Annotated in this window: 22 protein-coding genes and 1 pseudogene; 11 read left to right on the top strand and 12 right to left on the bottom strand. The window is 69.8% G+C overall.

Annotation, left to right across the window (positions count from 1 at the left end; genetic code table 11):
* Nucleotides 1-49: 49 nt before the first annotated feature.
* A complete protein-coding gene (locus tag A4R44_RS16560; protein ID WP_067580969.1) occupies nucleotides 50-1060 on the bottom strand; it encodes an alpha/beta fold hydrolase in 1011 nt (336 codons plus the stop codon).
* Between the two features lie 90 nt (nucleotides 1061-1150).
* The gene (locus A4R44_RS16555) at nucleotides 1151-3862 is read right to left on the bottom strand and encodes an AAA family ATPase (RefSeq protein ID WP_067580967.1); all 2712 of its coding nucleotides are present in this window, start codon (nucleotides 3860-3862) and stop codon (nucleotides 1151-1153) included.
* A 113-nt stretch (nucleotides 3863-3975) separates the two neighbouring features.
* Between A4R44_RS16555 and A4R44_RS16550 the strand changes: the two genes are divergently transcribed.
* From A4R44_RS16550 to A4R44_RS16510, 9 genes and pseudogenes are all read left to right on the top strand, one after another.
* Complete coding sequence (locus tag A4R44_RS16550; RefSeq protein WP_067580965.1) at nucleotides 3976-5496, top strand: tannase/feruloyl esterase family alpha/beta hydrolase; 1521 nt, start codon at nucleotides 3976-3978, stop codon at nucleotides 5494-5496.
* Between the two features lie 114 nt (nucleotides 5497-5610).
* Complete coding sequence (locus A4R44_RS16545; protein ID WP_232791632.1) at nucleotides 5611-6087, top strand: DUF6130 family protein; 477 nt, start codon at nucleotides 5611-5613, stop codon at nucleotides 6085-6087.
* Between the two features lie 45 nt (nucleotides 6088-6132).
* Nucleotides 6133-7149 carry a LysR substrate-binding domain-containing protein gene (locus A4R44_RS16540; protein ID WP_107648855.1) on the top strand — a complete coding sequence of 339 codons (1017 nt, stop codon included), beginning with the start codon at nucleotides 6133-6135 and terminating at the stop codon, nucleotides 7147-7149.
* Nucleotides 7133-7387 (top strand): annotated as a pseudogene (locus A4R44_RS52380) (hypothetical protein); the annotation flags it as partial. The gene A4R44_RS16540 and the pseudogene A4R44_RS52380, both read left to right, overlap by 17 nt.
* Before the next feature lie 43 nt (nucleotides 7388-7430).
* Complete coding sequence (locus tag A4R44_RS50335) at nucleotides 7431-7979, top strand: hypothetical protein (RefSeq protein ID WP_067580961.1); 549 nt, start codon at nucleotides 7431-7433, stop codon at nucleotides 7977-7979.
* Nucleotides 7980-7992: 13 nt separating this feature from the next.
* Nucleotides 7993-8844 (top strand): fumarylacetoacetate hydrolase family protein, encoded by an 852-nt coding sequence (locus A4R44_RS16525; RefSeq protein ID WP_067580959.1) that lies wholly within the window; start codon nucleotides 7993-7995, stop codon nucleotides 8842-8844.
* A 1-nt stretch (nucleotide 8845) separates the two neighbouring features.
* Nucleotides 8846-9766, top strand: a complete 921-nt coding sequence (locus A4R44_RS16520; protein WP_067580957.1) for a VOC family protein — start codon at nucleotides 8846-8848, stop codon at nucleotides 9764-9766.
* A 20-nt stretch (nucleotides 9767-9786) separates the two neighbouring features.
* The gene (locus A4R44_RS16515; protein WP_067580955.1) at nucleotides 9787-10302 is read left to right on the top strand and encodes an SRPBCC family protein; all 516 of its coding nucleotides are present in this window, start codon (nucleotides 9787-9789) and stop codon (nucleotides 10300-10302) included.
* Between the two features lie 114 nt (nucleotides 10303-10416).
* A protein-coding gene (locus tag A4R44_RS16510) for an IS5 family transposase (RefSeq protein ID WP_198545304.1) occupies nucleotides 10417-11281 on the top strand; the annotation gives its coding sequence in 2 pieces (ribosomal slippage) (nucleotides 10417-10517 and nucleotides 10516-11281; 867 coding nt in all).
* 74 nt (nucleotides 11282-11355) lie between these two features.
* On the opposite strand, the gene A4R44_RS16505 is transcribed toward A4R44_RS16510, so the two are convergent.
* The gene (locus tag A4R44_RS16505) at nucleotides 11356-11793 is read right to left on the bottom strand and encodes a hypothetical protein (RefSeq protein WP_143132396.1); all 438 of its coding nucleotides are present in this window, start codon (nucleotides 11791-11793) and stop codon (nucleotides 11356-11358) included.
* Between the two features lie 376 nt (nucleotides 11794-12169).
* On the opposite strand from A4R44_RS16505, the gene A4R44_RS47940 reads away from it, so the two are divergent.
* Both A4R44_RS47940 and A4R44_RS47935 read left to right on the top strand, forming a co-directional pair.
* The gene (locus tag A4R44_RS47940) at nucleotides 12170-12334 is read left to right on the top strand and encodes a hypothetical protein (RefSeq protein WP_157904885.1); all 165 of its coding nucleotides are present in this window, start codon (nucleotides 12170-12172) and stop codon (nucleotides 12332-12334) included.
* A 303-nt stretch (nucleotides 12335-12637) separates the two neighbouring features.
* The gene (locus tag A4R44_RS47935) at nucleotides 12638-12793 is read left to right on the top strand and encodes a hypothetical protein (protein WP_157904884.1); all 156 of its coding nucleotides are present in this window, start codon (nucleotides 12638-12640) and stop codon (nucleotides 12791-12793) included.
* A 5-nt stretch (nucleotides 12794-12798) separates the two neighbouring features.
* Here the strand turns inward: A4R44_RS47935 and A4R44_RS16500 are convergent, their stop codons facing one another.
* The 9 genes from A4R44_RS16500 to A4R44_RS16460 all read right to left on the bottom strand — a co-directional run bounded on the left by A4R44_RS16500 (nucleotide 12799) and on the right by A4R44_RS16460 (nucleotide 22179).
* A complete protein-coding gene (locus A4R44_RS16500) occupies nucleotides 12799-13248 on the bottom strand; it encodes a hypothetical protein (protein ID WP_067580951.1) in 450 nt (149 codons plus the stop codon).
* Nucleotides 13249-13417: 169 nt separating this feature from the next.
* Nucleotides 13418-15163, bottom strand: coding sequence for a CocE/NonD family hydrolase (locus A4R44_RS16495; RefSeq protein WP_067580949.1), 1746 nt, complete (start codon nucleotides 15161-15163; stop codon nucleotides 13418-13420).
* A 24-nt stretch (nucleotides 15164-15187) separates the two neighbouring features.
* On the bottom strand, nucleotides 15188-16414 hold the full coding sequence (locus A4R44_RS16490) for an MFS transporter (protein ID WP_067580946.1): 1227 nt from the start codon (nucleotides 16412-16414) through the stop codon (nucleotides 15188-15190).
* Nucleotides 16415-16505: 91 nt separating this feature from the next.
* Nucleotides 16506-17483 carry a biotin-dependent carboxyltransferase family protein gene (locus tag A4R44_RS16485; RefSeq protein WP_067580944.1) on the bottom strand — a complete coding sequence of 326 codons (978 nt, stop codon included), beginning with the start codon at nucleotides 17481-17483 and terminating at the stop codon, nucleotides 16506-16508.
* Nucleotides 17477-18373: an allophanate hydrolase subunit 1 gene (locus A4R44_RS16480; RefSeq protein ID WP_067580941.1), complete on the bottom strand. Its 897-nt coding sequence runs from the start codon at nucleotides 18371-18373 to the stop codon at nucleotides 17477-17479. Before A4R44_RS16480 ends, A4R44_RS16485 begins: the two co-directional genes overlap by 7 nt.
* Complete coding sequence (locus A4R44_RS16475; protein ID WP_067580938.1) at nucleotides 18370-19119, bottom strand: 5-oxoprolinase subunit PxpA; 750 nt, start codon at nucleotides 19117-19119, stop codon at nucleotides 18370-18372. The genes A4R44_RS16480 and A4R44_RS16475 overlap by 4 nt, the downstream gene beginning before the upstream one ends.
* A complete protein-coding gene (locus tag A4R44_RS16470; RefSeq protein WP_067580936.1) occupies nucleotides 19116-20450 on the bottom strand; it encodes an aspartate aminotransferase family protein in 1335 nt (444 codons plus the stop codon). Before A4R44_RS16470 ends, A4R44_RS16475 begins: the two co-directional genes overlap by 4 nt.
* Nucleotides 20447-21427: a phosphotransferase gene (locus tag A4R44_RS16465; RefSeq protein ID WP_067580934.1), complete on the bottom strand. Its 981-nt coding sequence runs from the start codon at nucleotides 21425-21427 to the stop codon at nucleotides 20447-20449. The genes A4R44_RS16470 and A4R44_RS16465 overlap by 4 nt, the downstream gene beginning before the upstream one ends.
* Nucleotides 21424-22179 (bottom strand): SDR family NAD(P)-dependent oxidoreductase, encoded by a 756-nt coding sequence (locus A4R44_RS16460; protein WP_067580932.1) that lies wholly within the window; start codon nucleotides 22177-22179, stop codon nucleotides 21424-21426. Before A4R44_RS16460 ends, A4R44_RS16465 begins: the two co-directional genes overlap by 4 nt.
* Between the last annotated feature and the right edge of the window lie 8 nt (nucleotides 22180-22187).

Below are 22187 nucleotides of genomic sequence, written 5' to 3'. Positions count from 1 at the left end.
CGAGAGGCGTGCGCACCGTATTCGCTTTCGATCAAACCTCGATGAATCCTCAGAGCTTGGCCGCGTCCGCGATCGCCCGCACGAACGGCCGCGGCGCCTCCTGCGGCACGTTGTGCCCGATGCCGTCGAGGATTCGGTGCTCGTACTTTCCGGTGAACCTGGCGCGGTAGCCCCTGCCGTCCTTGGCCGCACCGTCGAAGTCGCTGGCCAGCGTGATCGCCGGGACGCCGATGGTCGCGCCCGCGGCGAGTTTCTGTTCGTGCGCCTCGTACTGCGGTTCGCCGGGGGCGAGACTGAGCCGCCAGCGGTAGTTGTGGATGACGATCGCGACGTGGTCCGGGTTGTCGAACGCCGCGGCGCTGCGGTTGTAGGTCGCGTCGTCGAAATGCCAGGTCGGCGAAGCGGTCTTCCAGATCAGCTTGGCGAAGTCGTGCCGGTTCGCCGCGTAACCCGCGCGGCCGCGCTCGGTCGCGAAGTAGTACTGGTACCACCAGCCCAGTTCGGCGGCCGGGGGCAGCGGCTGGAGGTTCGTCTTGAGGTCGGCGACGATGTACCCGCTGACCGGGACGACCGCCTGGCACCGCTCGGGCCACAGCGCCGCGATCACCGCGGCCGTCCGGGAACCCCAGTCGTATCCGCCGAGGATCGCTTTGCCGATTTTCACCGTGTCCATCAGCGCGACGACGTCGAGTGCGATGGCCGTCTGCTGCCCGTTGCGAACCGTCTCGGCGGACTTGAACACCGTCGGACCGAACCCGCGCAGGAACGGGACGAGCACCCGGAACCCTTGCGCGGCAAGCAAGGGCGCGACATCGGCGTAGCTGTGGGCGTCATACGGCCAGCCGTGCAGGAGGATCACCGGCTTGCCGTCCGCCGGGCCGAATTCGGCGTACGCCATGCTCACGACACCGGCGTCGGCGTGCTTGATCGTGCCCAGCGAGGTGTGCTCGCCCGAACCCGCCCGTAAATCGGGGGCCGCGGGCGGCGAGGAGCAGGCGGCGAGCGAGGTCGCCGCCACCCCGGCCGCGAACACCTGGGTGAATCGTCTCCTGCTGATCATCTGAACTCCTGGGGCAAGACCGTGGGACGGCCTCGACGCTAAGCAGCCCGGCCGCCGCCCGCGCCCGTCGGATGACGCAACCGAGGTAAGTCAGCCGCCGAGTGTCTTCACCGCGTCGGCCAGTTCAGCGCGGGAGCTCACGCCGAGCTTCGGGAAAATCCGGTGCAGATGGGTCCCGACGGTCCGGTGCGAAAGATAGAGCCGCTGCCCGATCTCGCGGTTCGTCAGCCCTTCGGCGGCCAGCTGCGCGATGCTCAGCTCGTGCGGCGTCAGCTTGTCGCGGGCGTCTGGGCTCCGGTTCGGGCTCGACTCCCCCGCGCTGCGCAACTCGCGCCGCGCCCGCTCGGCCCACGCCGTCAGGCCGAGCGCGTCGAAAGTCTCCCGTGCGGTACGCAGGTGCGCCCGCGATTCCACGACGCGGCGCTGCCTGCGCAACCACTCGCCGAAGGCCAGGTGGACCCGGCCGCGTTCGGCAGGCCAACCGCTCAGGTCCGCCCGCAAAGCCTCCGCGAACAGGTCTTCGGCGGTTTTCTTGGCAGCTAGCACGGCCCGCGCGTACCGGAGTCCGATGTGCAACGCCGGCGCCGGAGTCGCGGCGCCCAGCCGCTCCAGCTCAGCCAGGATTTCCCGCATCGCGTCCGCTTGCCCCGCCCGGACGGCGGCGTCGGTCAGCTCCGCGACGCAGTACGCGCGCAGGGCCAGCTGGTAAGCCGGATCGGCGGGGTCGAGCAACCGGCGCAGGTCGGCGAACGCGTCCTCGTACCGGCCTTCGCTCAACGCCACGAGCCCGCGGGCGAGCTGGACGGTGGCCAGCACCGGACGCGCTCCGGCGGCGAGCCCGGCGCGTTCGGCCTCGTCGGCGAGGGCGGTGGCCTGCTTGTGCTCACCGCGAAGCGCGGCGATCTCGGCCTGGACCGCCAGCGCCAGCCCGCCCATGAACGGCTGCCCGGTCTCCCGCGCGAGCCGAACGGCCTCCGCGGCGGACGGCGCGGCCCCGGCCAGGTCGCCAAGCCGGACCCGGCTCCACGCCTGGACGGCCAACGCCCGCGGCAACAACCCGAGCCTGCCCTGCGCCCGCAAGCCCGGCACCGCGGCCGTCGAGAAGCGGGCAGCCAGGTCGAAAGCGCCTACCTGCAAGGACGCACTGCCCAGGTACCGGTCGGTTTCCGGATCCGCCCCGGTCGCGCCCACGAGCACCCGAAGCTGTTCCAGCACTGCGGCGCCTCGCTCGAACGGCGCGACGTACGCGGCGACCGCGATCAGGCGCGGGTCGTCGTCCGGAATGGGCAGCTCGTCAGCGACGTCCAGGAGCGTCCGGCGGGCCGTCGCGCCGGGTTCGGCCCAGAAGCACCGCATCGCCGCGCCCCACAGGATTCGCATCGCGGCGTCGTCCTGCCCGTCGGCGGCGACGGATTCGGCGAGTGCCGCCAGCTCCCCGATCCGGGCGGGATCCTCGCGGACGCCGTCCTCGAAACCGCTGAGCAACTGGCTCGCGGTGGCCCTCCGGCGCGCGGAAAGCGGCCCGTTCCTGGCTTCGCGCACCAGCCGTTCGGCGGTCTCGCGGCGACCGGACACGACTGCCAATTCGGCGGCTCGCAGCCACCGATCCGCTCGCGCGTCCGGGTCTTCGCTGAGCTGCGCGGCCTGCTCCAGAGCCGCGATCGCCGCGTCCGCCCCGCCTCGCCGCCTCGCTCGGCCGGCGGCCGATTCCAAGGCCGCGGCCACGGTTTCGTCCGGACCGGCGGCTGCCCGCGCTTGGTGCCAGGCGCGCCGATCCGGCTGTTCGCGGACCGTCTCGGCCAGCGCGAGCTGCGCCCGCCGGCGGTCGCTGAGCGTCGCCGCGGCGGGGATGGCCGACCGCATCAGCGGATGCCGGAAGGTGAGGCAACCGACCGCGAACTCGACCAGCCGAGCGTCGACAGCGGGGCTCAGCATCTCGGGTTCGACCGGTGCGCCGAGCAGGACCCCCGTCGCGGCAAGGGTTTCGGCGATCGACCCGGTCTCGTTGAGCGCCGCGACCAGCAGCGCGGCACGGGTGGGTTCCGGCAGCGTCGCGACCCGGGAGGCGAAGGTCCGCGCAAGCCGTTCGGTCAGCGGCAGGACCGGATCGAGCACGTCGAGGTCAGCCACCGCCGCCGGAAGCTCGGTCAGCGCGAGCGGATGGCCCGCGGACTCGGCGAGCAGCCGGGTACGGACCATCGGGTCGAGCCGGGGCGCGACCGAGTCCAGCAGCTCCGCGGCGGCGTCGTCGGGAAGGCGATCGAGCGGCATCAGGGAGAGCCCGGCGTCCAGCAGCGGACCGGAGCCGTCCCGGAGCGTCGCGAGCAGGGCGACCGGTTCGGTCTCGATCCGCCGGGCGAGGAAAGCCAGGACGTCCGCGCTGGCGCGATCGAGCCAGTGGACGTCCTCGGCGACAACCAGCACCGGTTTCGCGGCGGCGCTGTCGGCCAGCAGCGTCAGCGCGGCGAGCCCGACCAGGTAAGCGCTGGGTTCCGGTCCGTCCGCGAGCCCGAGCGCGGTCTCCAGCGCCGTCCGTTGCGGCCCGGGCAACCCGGCCACACCTGCGCGAATGGGGTGCAGAAGCTGGTGCAGCCCGGCGTACGCGAGGTCTTGTTCGGCCACGGCGCCGGTCGTCCGCAGCACCCGCGTCCCCGCGACCGACGCCGCCGCGGCCGCCGCGGCGGCCAGCGCGGACTTCCCGATGCCCGCCTCGCCCCGGATGAGGACGCCGACGCGTCCTGCCGGGCCGTCCACCAGCTCGGTCAGCTCCTTGAGCTCGGCGTCCCGTCCGCGCAGCGTCATGATCCCTGACGATACCGGGAGACGACGTACGTCAACGGCGTCGTCCGACGGGCGCGAGGGGTGCGGCGACTGTCTTAGCTTCAGACGAAAGCGACCCTCCACAAAGGAAAGCGATGAGACGCACCCGAACACTTCTCTCGGCGTTGCCGCTCGCGGCGCTGCTGGCGGCCACCGTCACCCAGCTCGCGCCCAGCGCCGCCGCGGCCGAAACCACCGCCTGCGCCACTGTGCCGGTCACCGCGCCCAGCGGCGCGAAGATCGAATCGGTGCGGGCCGAACCCCAGCCCGGCTACTGCGAAATCACCGTCACGCTCACCCATTTCGGGGCCAATGACCACGTCAAGGTCGGGGTGGCCCTGCCGCAGACGGGCTGGACCGGACGGCTCCAGGCGGTCGGCGGAAGCGCGTACGCCGCCGGGAACTTCGGCGCTCCGCTGGCCAAGGCCGCCAAGGACGGCTACGCGGGCGTGACCACCGACGCCGGCGTCCTGACCGAACTCGACACCTCGTGGGCGCTGACCGCGCCCGGCAAGGTCAACCGGCCGCTGCTGACAAACTTCGCCACCCGATCGGTGCACGAGGCCGCGCTGCTCGGCAAGGACGTCACCCAGCGGTTCTACCACCGGCCGGTGACCTATTCGTACTGGAACGGCTGCTCGACCGGCGGCCGCCAGGGCTACTCCGAGGCGCAGAACTACCCCGGCGACTTCGACGGCGTCCTGGCGAACGCGCCCGCGGTCCACTGGACGCAGTTCGCGGTCGCGACGCTCTGGCCGCAGGTCGTGATGAACCAGGAGCACGACTTTCCGAGCGCCTGTGTCTTCACCGCGTTCCGGCAGGCCGCGGTCAAGGCGTGCGACGCGGACGACGGCGTCGAAAACGGCATCGTCGACCGGCCGGACGAATGCAGCTACGACCCGCGTTCGCTGATCGGCACGACGGTCAGCTGCGACGGCGAGGAAATCGCCGTCACCGCCAAGGACGCCGACGTCATGCGCAAGATCTGGGCCGGGCCGGCCGACGAACGCGGCCGGAAGCTGTGGGACGGCCTCCCGAAGGGCGCCGATTTCACCTGGCTGGCCGGAACCGGCGACAGCCCGTACGCCACCGGGTTCCCGGTCGCGGTCAGCTGGGTCCAGTCGTTCGTCGCCAAACAGGCAGGTTTCGACGTCTCGAAGCTCAGCTACGCCCAGTTCGCCCAGGTGTTCCGCCAGTCGGTGCGGGAGTACGACGACGTCATCGGCACCGCCGACCCGGACCTGTCGGCCTTCCACCGGACCGGCGGCAAGCTGCTGACCTTCGTCGGCACGGACGACCAGCTCATCCCGCCCGGCGGCACGCTGCGCTACCGCGCCGAGGTCGAACGGGCGATGGGCGGCTCCCACCGGGTGAACGACTTCTACCGGCTGTTCCTGGCCCCCGGCGTCGAACACTGCGGCGGCGGGACGGGCGCGACGCCCGCGAACCCGCTCGGCGCGCTGGTCGACTGGGTCGAGCACGGCAAGGCCCCGGCCGCCTTGGCGGCCGCGACCGCGGACGGGAAGCAAACCCGCGACCTGTGCGCGTACCCGCGGGTCTCGCGGTACAAGGGCTACGGCGACCCCGCCGTCGCGTCCAGCTACCGCTGCCGCTGACCTGTGCCGTGCGTGCCGACCCCAGCGGCACGCACGGCACTTCCCGCACGACTTACCGCGATGCGGTCACCTGACATACGCGAAAATGATCAACAGCCGCCTAGGTTTCTTTCCATGCCGCATTTTCTTCGCACCGCGATCCTCGGTTCAGTCGTTTTGCTGGCGACCGCGTGCTCCGCCTCCGCCGCGCCTCCGGTCGCCTCTGCCCCTCCTCCCGCCGCGGCCCCGGGGTGGCCGCCCGCCCCCGTCGTACCGCTGCCGTCCCAGCCACCGCCCGCGCTCGCCGTCGACGCGCCCTTGCCGGAGCAGCTCGCGAAGGGCCTGGTCGTCCTGCGCTACCGGGCGGAAAACCTGCGCATCGTCCCGGTCTACGGCCCGGCCGCACTCGAGGTCTCCCCGCGCATCGGCCACATCCACGTCACGGTCGACGACGCGCCATGGCACTGGGCCGACGGGAGCGGGGAACCGCTGATCATCCAGGCGCTGCCGCCCGGCCCGCACAAGGTGTGGATCGGGCTGGCCGACCCGACGCACCAGGTCCTGGACAGCAAAACCGTCAGTTTCGTCGTGCCGGCGGGCGGCCACCACTGAGCGGACCGGCAGAATCGAGCGCATGCGACCAGCCGAGCGTGCCCGATGACCGATCTCGTCGACGGCAGGCTCAAGCTGCGCCATCTGCGCTACGTCGTGGCGATCGCCGAACAGGGCTCGCTGGTCGCCGCGGGCGAACGGCTGCACGTCACCCAGCCGGTGCTGACCCGCGGGCTGCGCGAACTCGAGTCGATCCTCAAGGTCGAACTGTTCGAACGCGGCCCGCGCGGGATGACGGCGACGCTGTTCGGCGAGGTCTTCGTCGACCACGCCCGGGCAGTGCTCGCCGAACTCCGCCAGGCCGGGCGGCATCTCGAAGAGCTGGCCGACGGCCACGCCGGCACCGTCACGATCGGGACTTTCCTCGCCGGGGCGAGCGTGTTGCTGCCCCGCGCGGTCGCGCGAGTGAAAGCGGTCGCGCCAGACCTCACCGTCATCATCCGGCACGGCGGCCCGGAAGCGCTGTACGAAGCGCTGCTCGCGGGCGACGTCGACCTGGTCGTCGGCACGCTCGAACCAGCGAGCAACGACCGGCTGCGCCAGCACCACCTCTACTACGAGCCCGCGCGCGTGGTCGCGCGCAGCCAGCATCCCGCGCACCGGCGGCCGGGACTCACGATCGCCGACCTGATCGGCGAGCTCTGGTCGCTGCCGCCCGCCGACAACCCGCAGCGACGGCAGCTGGAGGAACATCTCCTGAGCCGCGGCCTCTCGACCCCGGCCAACCGCATCGAATGCGGTTCGTTCCTGGCCGTGCGCGCGATCGCGCGGGAGACCGACACCCTGGTCGTGATGCCGNGTGATGCCGCAGCTGGTCGCCGAGACCGAACCGGAGCTGGCCGCGCTGCCGATCGACCTGGGCATCGTGGAATCGGTCGGCGTCACGCTGCCCGCGGGCAGGCAGCTCACCCCGACGATGCTGCTCATGATGCGAAAACTGGACGAGGTGGCGGCCGACATCCGGGCGGCGATCACCGGCTATGCCCCACCGACATAGTCGAGCGCCAACGCGGTATTGGACGGGCATGGCCACGCCTCCTAGCGTGTGCGTCATGGAAATGAATTCCTCCTGCCGCACCCCTGCCGGTTCCGGTTCCGCGACGATTACGCGCCCGGTTCCGACAGTCGGCGGAAGTTTCCGGCTGATCGACGATTCCGGCACCGCGGTCACCGAACGGTCCTATTTCGGAAAATACCTGCTCGTCTTTTCGGCATTACGCATTGCCAGACCGTGTGCCCGCCGGCCTCGGCTCGGATCGACCGGGCGCTCGACGAACTCGGGAATCGCGTACAGGCCCTTGACGTAACGGTCTATCCGGAACGCGACACCCCGGAGGCCCTGCGTGCTTTTCTGGCCGCCCGCCGCGTCGGCGAACCGGACGGCCGGCGACCAGGAGAACCTGCGCGGCAGGCTCGGCTACGCCGACGCCTACCTGAACCCGGCCCGGGAGAACGGCGGCCTGTTCTACCCGCGCGAGGACTGGTCGTTCGACGAGAACGGCACCATGATCCTCACGGACCGGCTGACCGGCAACGCCCGGCTGAACGTCCCGGACGGGCTGTGGAAGATGTACCACCACCCGTGGACCGCGGAACACTTCCGCGAGCCCGGCGTGACCGCGATCGAGGGCACGGCCGAGGTTCTCCGTGCCTGGTACGACCGGGAAAAGCCGTTGCTGGCACTGACTTTGCGCCGGGTGGCCGGGAAACCGGCCGACGTGACGCTGCGGATCGGCAACGTCGACCGGCCTTGGAAACTGTTCCGCGACGACGTGCTCGCCGCCGAGTCCGCCGGGACGGGATCACCCGGCCCGCGCACCCGGGCCGAGGGGACCGGCCTCGTCGTCAGTCTCCCCCTCACCGTCCGGACCAATCTGACGCTCTGCTCCTAGAAAAGAGAAAACCGTGAAACTGGCCAATGTGGACGGCCGGGCCGTCCTGCTGACCGCAGCGGACAAGGGAATCGACGTCGCCAAGGCATCCGGCGGCCTCTTCGGCCTCGGCTCCGTTTACCGGAACTGGCCCGAATTCCAGGCTTGGGCGAGAAAGCTCACCGCCGAACCCGACGTCGCCTTCACCCGTGCCCAGCTGGGTCCGCCCTCCCCCGCCCCGCGGCAGATCGTCGCGATCGGGCTCAACTACGACGCGCACGCCGCGGAGTCCGGTTTCGCCGCTCCCGACGGCCTTCCGCCGGTGTTCACCAAGTTCGTTTCCTCGCTGACCGGTCCCGACGCCGAGGTCGTCCTGCCGCCGGGAGGCAACGTCGACTGGGAGGTGGAACTCGTCGCGGTCGTCGGCCGGACCGCCCACCGCGTCGAGGAAGCCGAAGCGTGGGAGCACATCGCCGGGGTGACGATCGGGCAGGACCTCTCCGAACGCGTCTCGCAGCTGGCCGGCCCGGCCCCGCAGTTCAGCCTCGGCAAGTCCTTCCCGGACTTCGCCCCGGTCGGGCCGTGGCTGGTCACGCCGGACGAACTGGCGGACCGGGACGACCTGGCGCTGTCGTGCGCGGTCGACGGCGAGACCGTGCAGGACAGCCGGACCCGCGAGCTGATCTTCCCGGTCGGGAAGCTGATCTCCGCGCTGTCCCGGACGATCACCCTGTATCCGGGCGATCTCGTGTTCACCGGGACGCCCTCCGGAGTGGGCGTCGGCCGCACGCCGCAACGATTCCTGCGGGCCGGGCAAGAGCTGGTCAGCCGGATCGGCGGCCTCGGCGAAATGCGGCAGACCTTCGTCGCGGAACCGGAGGCCTGACATGGGGATGCACCGGCTGACCCGGGTCACGATGGGCGTGCCGAACGTCGCGGAAACCATTGCCTACTACGCCGATTTCGGACTTACCCACGTCGGCGACGGATCCTTCACCACCCTCGAAGGCGGCGAGCAGCTGCGCGTCCGGCACGCGCCCTACCGGCAGCTGCTCGAACTCGGCGTGGGAGTCGACGACGCCGACGACCTCGCGCGGACCGCGGCGCGCCTGAACCGGCTCGGCGTCGTCTGCACCGAGACCGGCACCGCGGTCTGTGCGATCGAGCCGGTCTCCGGATTCACCGTCCGGGTCGAGATTTCGCCGCGGATCACCCAGCGACCGGTCTTGGCCACGCCGTACAACGGACCCGGCCGCATCGAACGGTCCGGCCGCGCGCCCGGTGTGCTGCGCGAGCACCCGATTCGCCCGAAGAAACTCGGCCACTGCGTCGTGGGCACCACCGATCTCGACGCCACCATGCGCTTTTTCACCGAGGCGCTCGGCTTCAAAGTCAGCGACTACATCGGGAACAAGGGCGCCTTCATGCGCTGCTCGGTCGATCACCACAACGTGCTGGCGCTCGCCGCGCCGGTGAACTTCCTGCACCACACGTCGTGGCAGGTCGACGACATCGACGACGTCGGCCGCGGCGCCGCGGCGATGCTGAGCGGCCATCCCGACCGGCACGTCTGGGGACTCGGCCGCCATCACGCGGGTTCCAATTTCTTCTGGTACCTCAAAGACCCGGCGGGCAACTTCAGCGAGTACTACGCCGACATGGACTGCATCCCCGAGGACGAGATCTGGACGCCGGAGGTTTTCGAAGGCGCACAGGGCTTGTTCAGCTGGGGCCCGCCCCCGCCGCCGTCGTTCCTCGAACCGGACGACCTCGGCGCGCTCATGACCGGACAGCATTCCCCCGAATAACCCCGAAAAGGAGAAAAATCATGTCCACCGCACTGTACGTTCCGCAGATCCCGGACAACCTGAACATCCGCTTCGTCGAAAACCGCATCGTGGTCGACCGCCCGGCGCAGGAGGTCTACGACTGGGCGACCACCTGGTCGAACCTGCCGAAGTGGCTGCCGATGGCGTCCGGAACCGAAGTCCGGCGCGGCACGGCGGACGTCCCCGCGAAGCTCGGCGACGTGCTGCTCGAAACCATTGTGCCGGACCTGAACGAAAAGCCGAAGCTGTACACCGTCGTCGCGCGGGTCCCGGGCAAACTGTGGACGGTGGTCGGCCGCGACGTGCTCGACGACGGAACCCTGGCGCCGGCGATGCACGCGATCGCCACCTTCACCACCTTCGATCTCGGCGACGGGACGACCCTGTTCTGCCGCCTGTTCGAGCGACTGGTCCCGCCCACCGAACCGGCCGGTCCGCACCCGGTGGAGGACTCGGCCCGCATCCAGCCCGGGCTGGAACTGCTGAAGGCGCACATCGAGGGCACCGCCGCGTAATCCCCTCTCCCGCCGAGTCCGTGAGGGGAACCCTGAGAGGGTGTTGTGGAACCTGGTGGTGGGTGCGGTGTGTCGGCTGTGGTAGCGGCGTGGTGATGGTGATCATCGGGTCGGGTGTGTGTCTGTGTGTGCGAGCCGGTGTATGGCTCGTCGTTGACCGATGCGCAGTGGGCGGTGGTCGAGCCGCTGCTGCCGCGCAGGCATCCGAGCCTGCGGGCGGCCGCCGGTGCATTCGCGTCGGCTGGTGATCGACACGATCAGCTACGTGCTGGTCAGCGGGTGCGCGTGGCGGCTCGTGCCGTGGACCACGGCGTATCGGGTGTTCGCCGCGTGGACCGCGGACGGCACCTGGGGCCGGGTCCACGACGTGCTGCGCGGGCGGGTCCGCGCACGCGACGGCCGCGACCCGCGGCCCTCGGCCGCGGTGCTGGACTCCCAGTCGGTGAAAACCTGCGAGGGCGGCGAGCGGATCGGCTACGACGCGGGGAAACGCGTGCGGGGCCGCAAACGGCATGTGCTGGTCGACACGCTCGGGCTGCTGCTGGGCGTGGCCGTGTCGTCGGCGTCGGCGCGGGACCGGCCCGGGGCCCGCCGGGTCCTGACCGGGATCCGGCGGGTCTTTCCCCGGCTCCGGCCGGTGTGGGCGGACGGCGGCTACGTCAACTCCAAAGACGCCACCCTCGTGAACCGGGCCCGCGAGAACGAGGACATCGAGATCGTGGCGGTGCCCCGCAACGCCGATGTGGCAGGCTTTCAGGTGCTGCCCCGCAGGTGGGTGGTGGAACGAACCTTCGGCTGGCTCACGAGGTGCAGACGCTTGACCCGCGACTACGAACGCAAAACCGCCCACGCCGAAGCCATGATCCAATTCGCCATGATCCGGCTGATGGCCGCCCGCCTCGCCGACGAACACATCGAACCCCGCGGCCCCATCGAAACCGAAGCAGCACGCCGCCTAGCAGAAGACACCAACAACTAACCACCCAGGTTCCACAACACCCTCTCAGGGAATCCGATTCCCTCAGGGCACCCCTCACGGACCTCCGCTCGCTGTCAGGAGACGGTGACCGTCGGGCCTTCCAGCGTCTCGTACGAGTAATTGTCGCCGACGAACTGGTGCTCAATCACATACTGGCCGTGCTGCGCGTTGGCGAAAACCCCGATGGAGAAGGTGAAGGTTTTGCTGCCGTTGACCGGGACGTCGCCCACGTCGTAGCGAATGGTGTTTCCGGCCTGGTAGCACAGCGCGCAGGTGCTGACGTCGAAGAGTTGATTGATCGCGCCGTTCGCCACGCCGAGGCCCAGCTTTCCGCCTTTCAGCGGGTCGGCGTCCGCGTTCGACAGGGTGACCGAGAAGGTCACGGCCGCGCCCGGCGCGACACTGGCCGGGGCGACGCTCACCGTGCTCGACGGCGCCGGGTCGGCGTTCGCGACGGAACCCGCTCCCAGCAGGGCAAGAACACACACCAGTGCGACAACAGCTTTTCTCATGACAGCTGATCACCCGCTCCATTCTCGGCAAAAGGGATTAGCCCGCCCGGCCGTTCGGCGCACCGCTGCTCATTCTTTCGGCCGTACCGCATTTCGCCGCTTTCCAGCCGGATTGACCAGACCTCGGCAGGTCGAGGTAAGCCCGGAAATGATAGCGGGAATCGGGCCGGTTGCGCGAGAACTGTTCACCGATCGCGTGCCCGGCCAGCTCCGGGGCGTGGCAGCACCGGGCTGACAGCGATGCGTACCCGCCGCTGGTCAGCGTCAACGAGACAGTGCGGATCGCCCGCCGGGACGCGCGTCACCATCCCCGCTCGGCTCGCTGAAACCGGAGGACACCGACCCGGACTCGCCACTGGAGCCCGGGACGCTCGCCGTGGCGCACTGGCAGTTGCTGATCTCCGCGGACCGCATCGCAGCCGGTTTCGCCGACGACGGCAGCAGGATCGGTGTGACCTTCTTCCTCGGCGCTGCCGACGGGACCGTGCTCGCCCAGGCCCGCGCAGCCGCTGCGCCATCGGGGTGCCTGGCGGATTCCTGATCGGCAGGCAGGGCTACGGAATCTTCCGCACCACGCGGCACGACCGCGCCGGAACGGCCGTGCGACAGTGGCCCAGCCACGCTTTGCTGCCGATCGATCGGAACGGCGGCATTCGCGGTCCCGAATCCGAAAACATTCGCCGATTGCGTTCGCGATTCCGTGGCCTGGCCGAGAACGACACGCTGTTCGACGGACCGCTGTCGCGCGATTACTACACCACGTACCCGGCGCTGGACCGCAACAGCACGGCCGTGTTCTGGCGAGAAGGGCGGCTCATCACCGTCGATCCACTTTTACCTGCGCGTGCTTTTCACCGGCGAAGGCGAGCGCGCGGTGATGAGCCGGATCCTGCTGCTCGCGGACGCGCAGGTCGTCTTCAGCCTGGGCAGCGAGCTGCAGATCTTCCGCGACACCGGGCTCGCTCCGCTGGACGACGGCGACCCCGTGAAGTACCAGTAGCGCCGTCACCGAACCACGACGTAGTCGCCATTGCCCCGGGCCACGGCCAGATCGGCGTGCGCGGACGCGCTGGTCAGGAACCGCCCGCGGACGACGCGGATCCACGAACCGTCGAGCGGAAAGACGAGCACACCGCCGGTGCCGCGCAGCATCGAGCCCTTCCGCAGGTTGCCGAGAAACTCGATGATGTCGCGTTCGATCTCCGCGGCGAACTCGCGCTGGCCCTCCTGCGAGATGTCGTACAGATCGGTGTCGATGTCATATGTGACGAGTTTGCCGGTCGCCGGGTCCCGTGCCTCGAACTCCACCCCGAGCCAGCGCCGGTCGACGAGCACCGTGGCCTGCCACGTCAACCCGCTGAGCCGCCATCGCACCGAGGCGTCGTCGGCGGCCACCGTCCACGCGGTGGTCGCCCGCAGCTCGCGAAGGAAAGCCAGCAGCGCTTGGCCGGTCACGCCGCCCAGTCTATGCCGCGGGCCACCCCGGCGGACCGTGCATCCGGTCAACCCGGCTGTCCGGGAATCTCCGCGACCAGACGCCGCCCGGCGCGGGCGGCGTCTGGTGCTTCGCTGGACCGGCGGTTCCGCGGGTTCGGTGGATGACGCCGGTCCGGGAAGTGCGCGGTCAGGCTCCCGGAATCCTGGGCAACAGCAACTGCGGCCGCTGGTTTTCGGTGCTGTGCAAGGTAGTCCGCCCGTCATACGCCGCCCGGTCGCGGTCGCCGGGGAGTTCGTGCCAGTACGCACCGCTGCCGCGCACTTCACGGCCGTAGGTCAGCTCGTGCGGGCCGGGCAGGCGGTGTTCGTAATCCTGCCCGCGCACGGACACTCCGAGGGCGTATCCGGCCGGAACCACGATCGAGAACGGCCAGATCTCCACGTCCGCCTCGTACACCTCCCCCGGCGCCAGCGGCGAGACCGCGGTGTGCCGCTGCCAAGGACGGTACGGCCGCGACAGTTCCGGATCGAGTTCGCGCTGCGACAGCCGCAACCAGCCTTGACCGACCGGACCGTGCGGTTCGAACGCGGTCGGGAAAAGCACTTCGACGCCTTCGGGATCGAACAGGTGTACCGTCACGAAAAGATCGGCGTCTTCGGTCGTCGACGAAACAAACAGTTTCAGCGCCGCCGGACCGGTGTATTCCACCTCGTGCGAAGCGGGCGGCAAGGTGAACAGGAGCCCTTCCGACCGCGCGGCGAACTCCGCTTGCTGCCTGCCGGCCGGAGCGTGGCCGGTCAGCGCACCAGTGCCGAGATCGAGATTCAGCGAGGTCCATTCCGTACGCGCGAGCGGCCATTCCCTTTCGTGGCGCGGGAAAAAGCTGTCCGGCGTCCGGACCTGCAGCTGGACTGGCGGCTGAGCCTCCCACTCGTTGTCCGCGCCATTGAGGAAATGGTCGAAGAACCGGCGCTGCACGTCGAGGCCGTAGTCGGTGTAGAACTCCGTCCAGTGTTCCAGCCCGTGCACCTCCAGCCACTTCTGCTCGGACGAAACCCGCTGGAAGCCCTCGAAATTGCCGCGCGAATGCAGACCCATGCCGCCCCAGTTCGAGGCGGACAGCACTGGCACGGTGATCTTCTCCAGCACCGCGGTCCGGTCCCGGTAGTAGTTGTCGACGACGGGTCGTTCGAGCAGCACGTCGGAGATCGAGATCGCGGCCGCCGCCAGCTCTTCCCCGGTGCGCACGGGTTTCCCGGAAACGCGGCGGCCGGTGTTCGGGTTGACCGGCGCGTCGGCGCGGCCGTGCTGGATGCGCAGCACCTGGTTCGGCGCCCAGCTGGGCATGAATTCCGTCGGGATCCCGCCGTGGTGGGTGTATTCGCGGAAATAGTCGGACGCACCCTCCCACGGGCAAATCGCCTTGAGGTGCGGCGGGGAGAGCGCGGCGGCCAGCCACTGATTGGTCGCGAGGTAGGAGATGCCGAGCATGCCGACGTTGCCGTTGCTCCAATCCCGCACGCCGGCCCATTCGATCGCCTCGTAGAGATCTTGGGCTTCCCGCGGCGAGAAGAAATCGATCGATCCTTCGCTGCCGCCGGTGCCGCGCACGTCGATCCGCACGCACACGTAGCCTTCCGGGACCCACCGCTGCGGGTCCGGATACTCCCAGACCTGATACGCGCCCGTCGAAGTGGCCACCACCTCGGGATGGTCGCGCACCAGAGCGGAGAACTGCGTCGGGAATCCTTCGGCGAACGAGAGCCCCTTGCCGTACGGACTGGCCGCGAGCAGCACCGGATGCGGCTGGTCGTCGTCCGGCCGGAAAATGTCCGCGGCGAGCGTCACGCCGTCGCTCATGGCGAGCCGGACGTCCCAGTCGACCCGCATGCCGTCGCGTACTTCGGAGTACGGTTCATAGTGCTGTGTCATGGATTTCCTCTCTGTCCTTCGTGGTCAGTCGCGCGGTTTTCCCATCGCGGCCATCGCGACGAGGCCGGCGACCGGGATCGCGCACAACTGGATGACTCCGGCGGCGTGCCAGCCCAGACCGGACTTGACGGCCGCGAAGAAATAGCCGGACACACTCGCCGGGAGATACATGGCCGCGACGAACAGTCCGCTCGCCCGTCCGGCCTTCGCGGCGGGCACCGAACGCTGCATGAGCGCGTTCGTGTTGGTGTAAACGATCCCGGTGAACGCGATCCCGAGCACCAGGGAAAGCACGAGCTGCGCGGGGTAAGCGTCGGCGAAGGCGAAAATCCCCGCTCCGCACGCGGCGATCGCGGCGAACCCGGCGACGTTGACCAGCCGCTGGTCGAGCCGGTCGGCGAACATGCCGCAGAAGACCGACGTGAGCGCGCCGAGCCCGAACATGCCCGCGGCGACCGAGAGCTGGCCGCCGGAGTAGCCGTGCGCCTCGCGGAGATAGGTCGGATACAGCCCGAGATAGCCGTAGATCGCGAAGCCGGCGGCGGCGGTGGCGATGGCGCAGCAGACGACCCGGCGGTTGAAGAACCGGATCTCGCCGCTCGCGGCCGGCGTCGCACGGGGTGCCTCCTGGCGTCCGGTTTCCGTCACCGACCGCGGCACCGTGAACAGCATGACCACGAGAATCACCAGGCCGAGCCCGCCGAACACCAGCAGCGGAACACGCCAGTCACCGGTCGAGGACAGCAATGCCCCGCCCCACAGCGGACCGGCGAACGCGCCGAGCCCGAACGCCGCGTTGATCGACCCGATCGCGACCGCGCGATTGCGCTGGAAGTACGCGCCGACCGCCGCGTAGAGCGCCGCGTTCTGCGCGCCTTCGCCGACGCCGGACAGGATCCGCCACGCGGTCAGGTCGACCAGCCCGTGCGCCGTCGCCTGGAGTGCGCAGGTGATCGAGAACAGCAGCAGGCTCGCGACGATCACCCGTTTGCGGCCGATCCGGTCGGCCAGGTACCCCGCCGGGATGCCGGCCAGCCCCATGCCGAGGGTGAAGATCGTCGACAGCGTCCCGGCCTGGTTGCCGGTGAGCAGGTAGGTCTGCTTGATGTCCGGCAGCAGGATGGCGAACACCTGCCGGTCCATCGCGTTGACGAGGTAGGTCAGGTCGAGCACGAGCAGGACGAGCAGGGTCCGGACGGTCCACGGCGAAGCGGATTTCCGCGTGGTGCCGGCGAGTGCGGGCGTGGTCATGGCGGGGCTCCTCGGAGCGGGGCGGGTACGAGCGGCGCTGGCGAACGGGCGTTCGCGCCGTCCTCCGGGGACGGCCGGGTGCTGCCGGAGGTCAGTACAGGGAGAGCAGCCGCAGCCCGCGCCGCACGTGGTCGAGCCGGTGGCGGCTCTCGCGGCGGGCGGCGACTGCTTGATCGAGCGACACCGGCACGAAACGGACCGTGTCCGGTGCTTTGAGCTGGGCGAGCACGTCGAGGTCGGCGCTGACGACGGTGCCGATCGTGGCGTAACCGCCGCCGGTCACCGCGTCGCGCAGCAGGCAGATGGCCTCCTCGCCGCCGGGCACCTGCACCGATCCGACCGGGTACCCGAGATCGACCACGTTGCTGGGGTTGTCGCCCGCGCCGAACGGGGCTTCGCGGTCCACGAACCGCAGCGCCGGGCCGAGCAGCCTCCGTCCGGTGCGGTCGGATTCGGCGGAGACAGTGAACGCCGAGGAGAAGAACTCGCGGACGCTCTCGTCGGTGAAGCGGTACCGGCACAGGCCTTCGACCAGCCGCAACTGCTGATGTCCGCCGAGCGCGGGACGCAACCGGGGATCGACGGTGCTGCCCTCACCGGGACAGCACCCGTCGGTCGCGTCACCGATCGGCAGGGTGCCGCCGGTGGCGAGCGGACCGCCGATCGCCGAACTCTGATAGGCGGACCGGCTGCCGAGGAACGGCTCCGTCGCGATCCCGCCGCGCACCGCGACATAGGCGTGGCAGCCGGTGCGCAGTGTGCCGATCCGCAGTACCTGACCAGCTTCTACGGACAGCGTCTGCCAGCCTTCGGCGCGCGTGCCGTCGATGCTGATCTCGGCTTCGCCGCCGGTGACCGCCACGGTCGCCGGTTCGGTGAAGCGCAGTTCCGGGCCGATCATCGTGACTTCCAGCGTCGCGGCGGTTTCGTCGTTGCCGACCAGCAGATTGGCGCAGCGGTGCGAATACTGGTCGAGCGCACCGGACGGCGGCAGCCCGAGGGCGTACTGCCCGGCGCGACCGAGATCTTGCACGAGCGTGCGCGCGCCCGTGGCGAGAACGGTCAGCATGGCAACGCCGCCGCTAACCTAGGCGGATAGCCGACCGGGTCGGCGAGGAACTCGGCGAGCGCGAACCGGACCGGCGCGCGGCGGTATCGGTAGCGGCCTTCGCGGGAATCGGTGTGCAGCTGCGCGTACTCCTCGCCCGGGACAGGGCGGAAGCTCAGCAGCGTGGAGATCGTGGCGAGCACTTTCGACGTCTCGAACCCCGGGGTCCGCTGCGCGAGGTCGGCGACCGGCACCGGGGATCGGCCCAGCAACTGGTAGCCGCCGACGCCCGCGGTCGGATAGACGACGGTGAAAGCGCCGCCGTGCGCGACCGCCCGCGCTGGGGTCTCGGTCCGCGGTCGCAGGTACTTCGGGACCTGGAGCTGCCGTTCGCGCGGCACGAGTTGGACGCATTCGGTGTTGCCCGGCTTGAAACACGGGAACGTGACGATGAAAGGCGCCGACGAATGCGCGGCTACGAGATCCTCCACCGAGGTCAGCCCGTTGACTCGCGCGGTGTACGCGAGGTCGGTCTCCCCCGCCGACTGGTGCCGGTCGCGGAACTTCAGGCAGACCCGTTCGGTCTCCGGATCCCCGTACCAGACCGGGATTTCCACGATCTCGGTGTCCAGCGCGACCGATCCCGCGTCCTCGAACCGTTCGTGCAGCCGCGCGAGCGCCCGCACCAGTTCGCGCGGATGCAGCACATCCGGGTCCAGGCGCACGAGGTAGCTGGCGTTGGCCGGGGCGACGTCGAGGATTCCGGGCAGCTCGCGCCGGGAAAGCTCGCCGGTGATCGCCTGAATGCGCATCGCCTGGGCGAGATCCATGCTTTCGCAGACCTCGACGAAGAGGAACTCGTCGCCGCCGAAACTGGCCCGCGCGCCGTCGGCGAAGAACTGGTAGCTCATGCCGCACGCACCACGAACCCGGCCGCCTCCAGGCGACGGCGCACGGCCTTCGCGACCGTCACCGCGTTCGGCCGATCGCCATGCACGCACACCGAGCGCACCGGCATCGGAATCACCGTGCCCTCGACCGTCCGGACTGTGCCGCGTGCCATCTCCAGTGCCCGGTCGGCTACCGTCGCCGGCGCCTTGGCCTGCGGAACCGGTTCGACGATGTTGATGCCGTCCTGGTCGAAGCCGAGGTCGGCGGCGTTCTCCGGGATGACCGGCAACCCGGCCTCGACCACCGCGCGCAACGCCTCGGTCGGCGCGAACATCAGCGGCGCCCCGGGCAGAACGGACTGGAGGGCTCGCGCGACCGTGACCGCCAGCCCGGGCGAACGGCAGATCCGGCCCATCAGCGCGCCGTGCGGTTTGACGTGCGTGAGCGGCACTTCCTCGGCCGCGGCGAATCCGGCGAGCGCACCGACCTGGTAGAGGATGTAGTCGACCACGTCGGAATCGGTCGCAGGCAGCGCGCGGCGGCCGAATCCGAGCAGGTCCGGGTAGCCGGGGTGGGCACCGGCGGCGATCCCGGCGTTCCGGGCGCGGATCAGCGACGAACGCATGGTCGCCGGGTCGCCGGCGTGGTAACCGCACGCGATGTTGGCGGTCGTGATGTGCTGGAAGAGGGCGTCGTCGTCGCCGAGGGTCCAGCGGCCGAAGCTTTCGCCGGCGTCGGCGTTCAGGTCGATCGTCGGTGCGGTCATGCGCGTCTCCGGGACAGGACTCGGGCGGCCGCGTCGGCGAAGCGGTCGAGCAGCAGTGCGGCGTCGGCGGCGGAGAACACCAGCGGCGGCCGGATTTTGACGACGTTGCCGTGCGGTCCGGACGCCGACACCAGCACAAAGTTCTCGCGCAGATCGTCCACAAGGGACTGGGCGATCCCCCGGTCCGGTTCGGTGCTTTCCGGTGCGGTGACCTCGATGCCGAGGAACAGTCCGGTGCCGCGCACTTCAGCGAGGCAGGAATTGCTCTCGACGATTTCGGTGAAACCGCGCAACAGGTGGGCGCCGATCTCCCGGGCGTTGTCGATAAGTCCTTCGCCCTCGATGGCGCCGAGCACCGCCGAGGCCGCGGCGATCGGCACGTTGCTGCCGCCGAAAGTGTTGAAGTAACGGACTTTCTGACCGAATTCCCGGCCGATCTCGTGCCGCAGCACGGCCGCGGCCACCGGAATCCCGTTGCCCATCGGCTTGCCCAGCGTCACCAGGTCGGGCACGACGGCATGTCTGCCGAATCCCCACCATCCGGCCCCGGTGCGGCCGAATCCGGCTTGGACTTCGTCGGCGAGGTAGACGCCGCCTGCCGCGCGGACCTCAGCCGCGAGGACGCCCAGCAGATCGGTCGGGAACGGCTGCACTCCGTCGGAGGAGAAGATGCTGTCCACGACTAGCGCGCAAACACCGAAGCCGTGCCGTTGGAGATCTTCGATGACTGCCCGGATCTCGTTGCGCAGCAGGTCCGTCACGTTGTCGTGCCGCAACGGATCCGGCGCGCTGATCGTGCGCACGTGCGGCCCCAGCGGCGACGTTGGCCCGAGAGAGGGAGAGAACGCGGCGACTTCAGCGGTCACGCCGTGATACGCGTTGCGCGTGACGATGATCCCGGTGTTTCCGGTGTGCGCCCGTGCGATTCTCAACGCCAGGTCGTTCGCTTCCGAACCGGTGCAGGTGTAGGTGACCCGGTCGAGTTCCGCCGGGAAGGTCGCGAGCAGCCGTTCGGAGAAGTCGAGCAGATCTGCTTGCAGGTAACGGGTGTTCGTGGTGAGCGTCGACAACTGCCTGGTCACCGCCTCGACGACGGCCGGGTGGCAGTGGCCGAGCGAGACGACGTTGTTGTAGGCGTCGAGGTACTCGTTGCCCGCGGGATCGTAAAGATGCACGCCCGAGCCCCGGCTGACTTCGACCGGGTTGGTGTAGAACAGCTGATAACCCGGGCCGAGCACGTTCGCGCGCCGGGCGATCAGCTCGCGAATGTGCTGTGGTTGAGCGGAAAGATGCTCGCCGGTGAAGCCGTTGACCATTTCCGGCCGGGTCATCGCCGCACCTCCAGCACTCGTTCGGCTGCCGCGCCGAGGCCGGCGTACCCGGCGCGAGCGGTGACCCAGTCACGGGAAGCGTGCGAGCGGACGTACTCCGCGCGGGCCGGGTCCCGTCGAGCCCGCCAGGAAGAAATCAGTGCGCGCTGCACCAGTCTCGCGACTGCCAGCAACGGAAGCAGCGCCAGTTCTTCTTCGACGATCGGTCTGACCTGGAGGTAACCACGCAGCCACCCGAGCGGGGCCGCCCACAGGTCCGGCGCGTCCGCGTCGAGGAGATTGGACAACGCGATGGCGAGGTCGAAAACCACGGCGGTGCTGAGCACGTCGCCGAAGTCGAGGATCCCGGCCAGTTCCCCGCTCGCGCCGACGAGGATGTTGTGCGGGCTCATGTCGTTGTGCACCAGCTGGGTTTCCAGTTCGCCCGGACGGACCCGGGAGGCGAACTCCGCCAGGACCTCTTGCGCGAGCCCGTTCGCGGTGTCGAGCGCGCTGAGGTAGCGCAGGTCCCAGAGCAAGGTCCGGTTCCCGCCGCGGAAGCCGGCGAGCGCACGGGTGAGCTGCCCGTGCCAGCGCCCGAACGGCTCCGGGGCCGCCGCGCGCTCGGCCAGCGGCTCCCCCGGCAAGAACGAGAGGACCCGCAACGACCGTCCACTTGCGACCTCGTGCAGATCCACACCGTCCACACCGGACTTCACCACAGGAACCGGCAGTTCGGGTGCGGCGCGCTCAAGATGCCGCAACACCGCCGTCTGCAATGCCAGGTCCTCGCGCGCTTCGCCGCTCACCTTGACCAGATAGCGCGCATCCGCCGCGTGCAACACGAACGTCTCGTCCTTCTCCGACGCGATCCGCTCCAGCCGGCCGGACAACCCGTGCAGTTCTCCAAGCGCGCCAAGCACAGAAGCTTCGTCGAGCGGTTCGATGACCGCGTCGAGTCCGCTCGCGGTCACGAGTTCGCCGAAGCCGGGCTTCACGACGCGACCCAGCCGCCGTCGATCAGCAGGCTGGCGCCGTGGATGTAGGACGCGGCCGGGGAAGCAAGGAACGCGACGGCGGGTGCGATGTCGCCGACCTCGCCGACGCGTCCCGCCGGGGTGGAGTCGAGCATCTGGCGCTCGTAGCCGGAATCCGCGAGCAGGTGCGCGTTGATGCTGGTGCGGACGTTGCCGGGGGCGACGGCGTTCACCCGGATGCCCTGCGGGGCGAACTCGGCGGTCAGTGACTTGACCAGCAGTTCCACCGCGCCCTTGGTCGCGCAGTAGGCGCTGGAGTTCGGGAATCCGACGTGCCCGCAGATGGAGGAGACGAAGATGACGCTGCTGCCGTCTTTGAGATGCCCGGCGGCCGTGCGGGTCAGCCGGAACGGTGCCCGGACGTTGGTCGCCCACTGCGCGTCGAGCAACTCGTCGGTGGTGTCGGCGAACGGTGTCGGCAGGAAGACTCCGGCCGCGTGGACGAGCACGTCGATGCCGCCGAACCGGGCGAGCGTCCGGTCCACGACCTCCTGCGGACCGGACGCGGCGACGAGGTCGGCGACGATCGGCTCGGCCTCCGCGCCCATCGCCGTCAGCTCCCCGGCGACCGCCGCGAGCCGCTGGGAATCCCGTCCCACCAGGGCGATCCGCGCCCCGGCGGAGCCGAGTTCGCGGGCGATCTGCGCCCCGATCCCGGAACTGGCTCCGGTGACGACGGCGATCCGATCGCGAAGCGGGTGTGCGCTGGCCATGAGGACTC

This window comes from Amycolatopsis sp. M39 (genome assembly GCF_001651785.1).
Classification (GTDB): Bacteria; Actinomycetota; Actinomycetes; order Mycobacteriales; family Pseudonocardiaceae; genus Amycolatopsis; species Amycolatopsis rubida.
This window is presented reverse-complemented; position numbering and strand designations above follow the sequence as displayed.

Bases quoted from the DNA above. Each gene is read 5' to 3' on its own strand.
- A4R44_RS16515 (WP_067580955.1), top strand. From the start codon at position 9,787: ATGTCCACCGCACTGTACGTTCCGCAGATCCCGGACAACCTGAACATC.
- A4R44_RS16550 (WP_067580965.1), top strand. From the start codon at position 3,976: ATGAGACGCACCCGAACACTTCTCTCGGCGTTGCCGCTCGCGGCGCTG.
- A4R44_RS16480 (WP_067580941.1), bottom strand. From the start codon at position 18,373: ATGAGCTACCAGTTCTTCGCCGACGGCGCGCGGGCCAGTTTCGGCGGC.
- A4R44_RS16485 (WP_067580944.1), bottom strand. From the start codon at position 17,483: ATGCTGACCGTTCTCGCCACGGGCGCGCGCACGCTCGTGCAAGATCTC.
- A4R44_RS16490 (WP_067580946.1), bottom strand. From the start codon at position 16,414: ATGACCACGCCCGCACTCGCCGGCACCACGCGGAAATCCGCTTCGCCG.
- A4R44_RS16475 (WP_067580938.1), bottom strand. From the start codon at position 19,119: ATGACCGCACCGACGATCGACCTGAACGCCGACGCCGGCGAAAGCTTC.
- A4R44_RS16505 (WP_143132396.1), bottom strand. From the start codon at position 11,793: ATGAGAAAAGCTGTTGTCGCACTGGTGTGTGTTCTTGCCCTGCTGGGA.
- A4R44_RS16495 (WP_067580949.1), bottom strand. From the start codon at position 15,163: ATGACACAGCACTATGAACCGTACTCCGAAGTACGCGACGGCATGCGG.
- A4R44_RS16460 (WP_067580932.1), bottom strand. From the start codon at position 22,179: ATGGCCAGCGCACACCCGCTTCGCGATCGGATCGCCGTCGTCACCGGA.
- A4R44_RS16470 (WP_067580936.1), bottom strand. From the start codon at position 20,450: ATGACCCGGCCGGAAATGGTCAACGGCTTCACCGGCGAGCATCTTTCC.
- A4R44_RS16560 (WP_067580969.1), bottom strand. From the start codon at position 1,060: ATGATCAGCAGGAGACGATTCACCCAGGTGTTCGCGGCCGGGGTGGCG.
- A4R44_RS16520 (WP_067580957.1), top strand. From the start codon at position 8,846: ATGGGGATGCACCGGCTGACCCGGGTCACGATGGGCGTGCCGAACGTC.
- A4R44_RS16555 (WP_067580967.1), bottom strand. From the start codon at position 3,862: ATGACGCTGCGCGGACGGGACGCCGAGCTCAAGGAGCTGACCGAGCTG.
- A4R44_RS16545 (WP_232791632.1), top strand. From the start codon at position 5,611: ATGCCGCATTTTCTTCGCACCGCGATCCTCGGTTCAGTCGTTTTGCTG.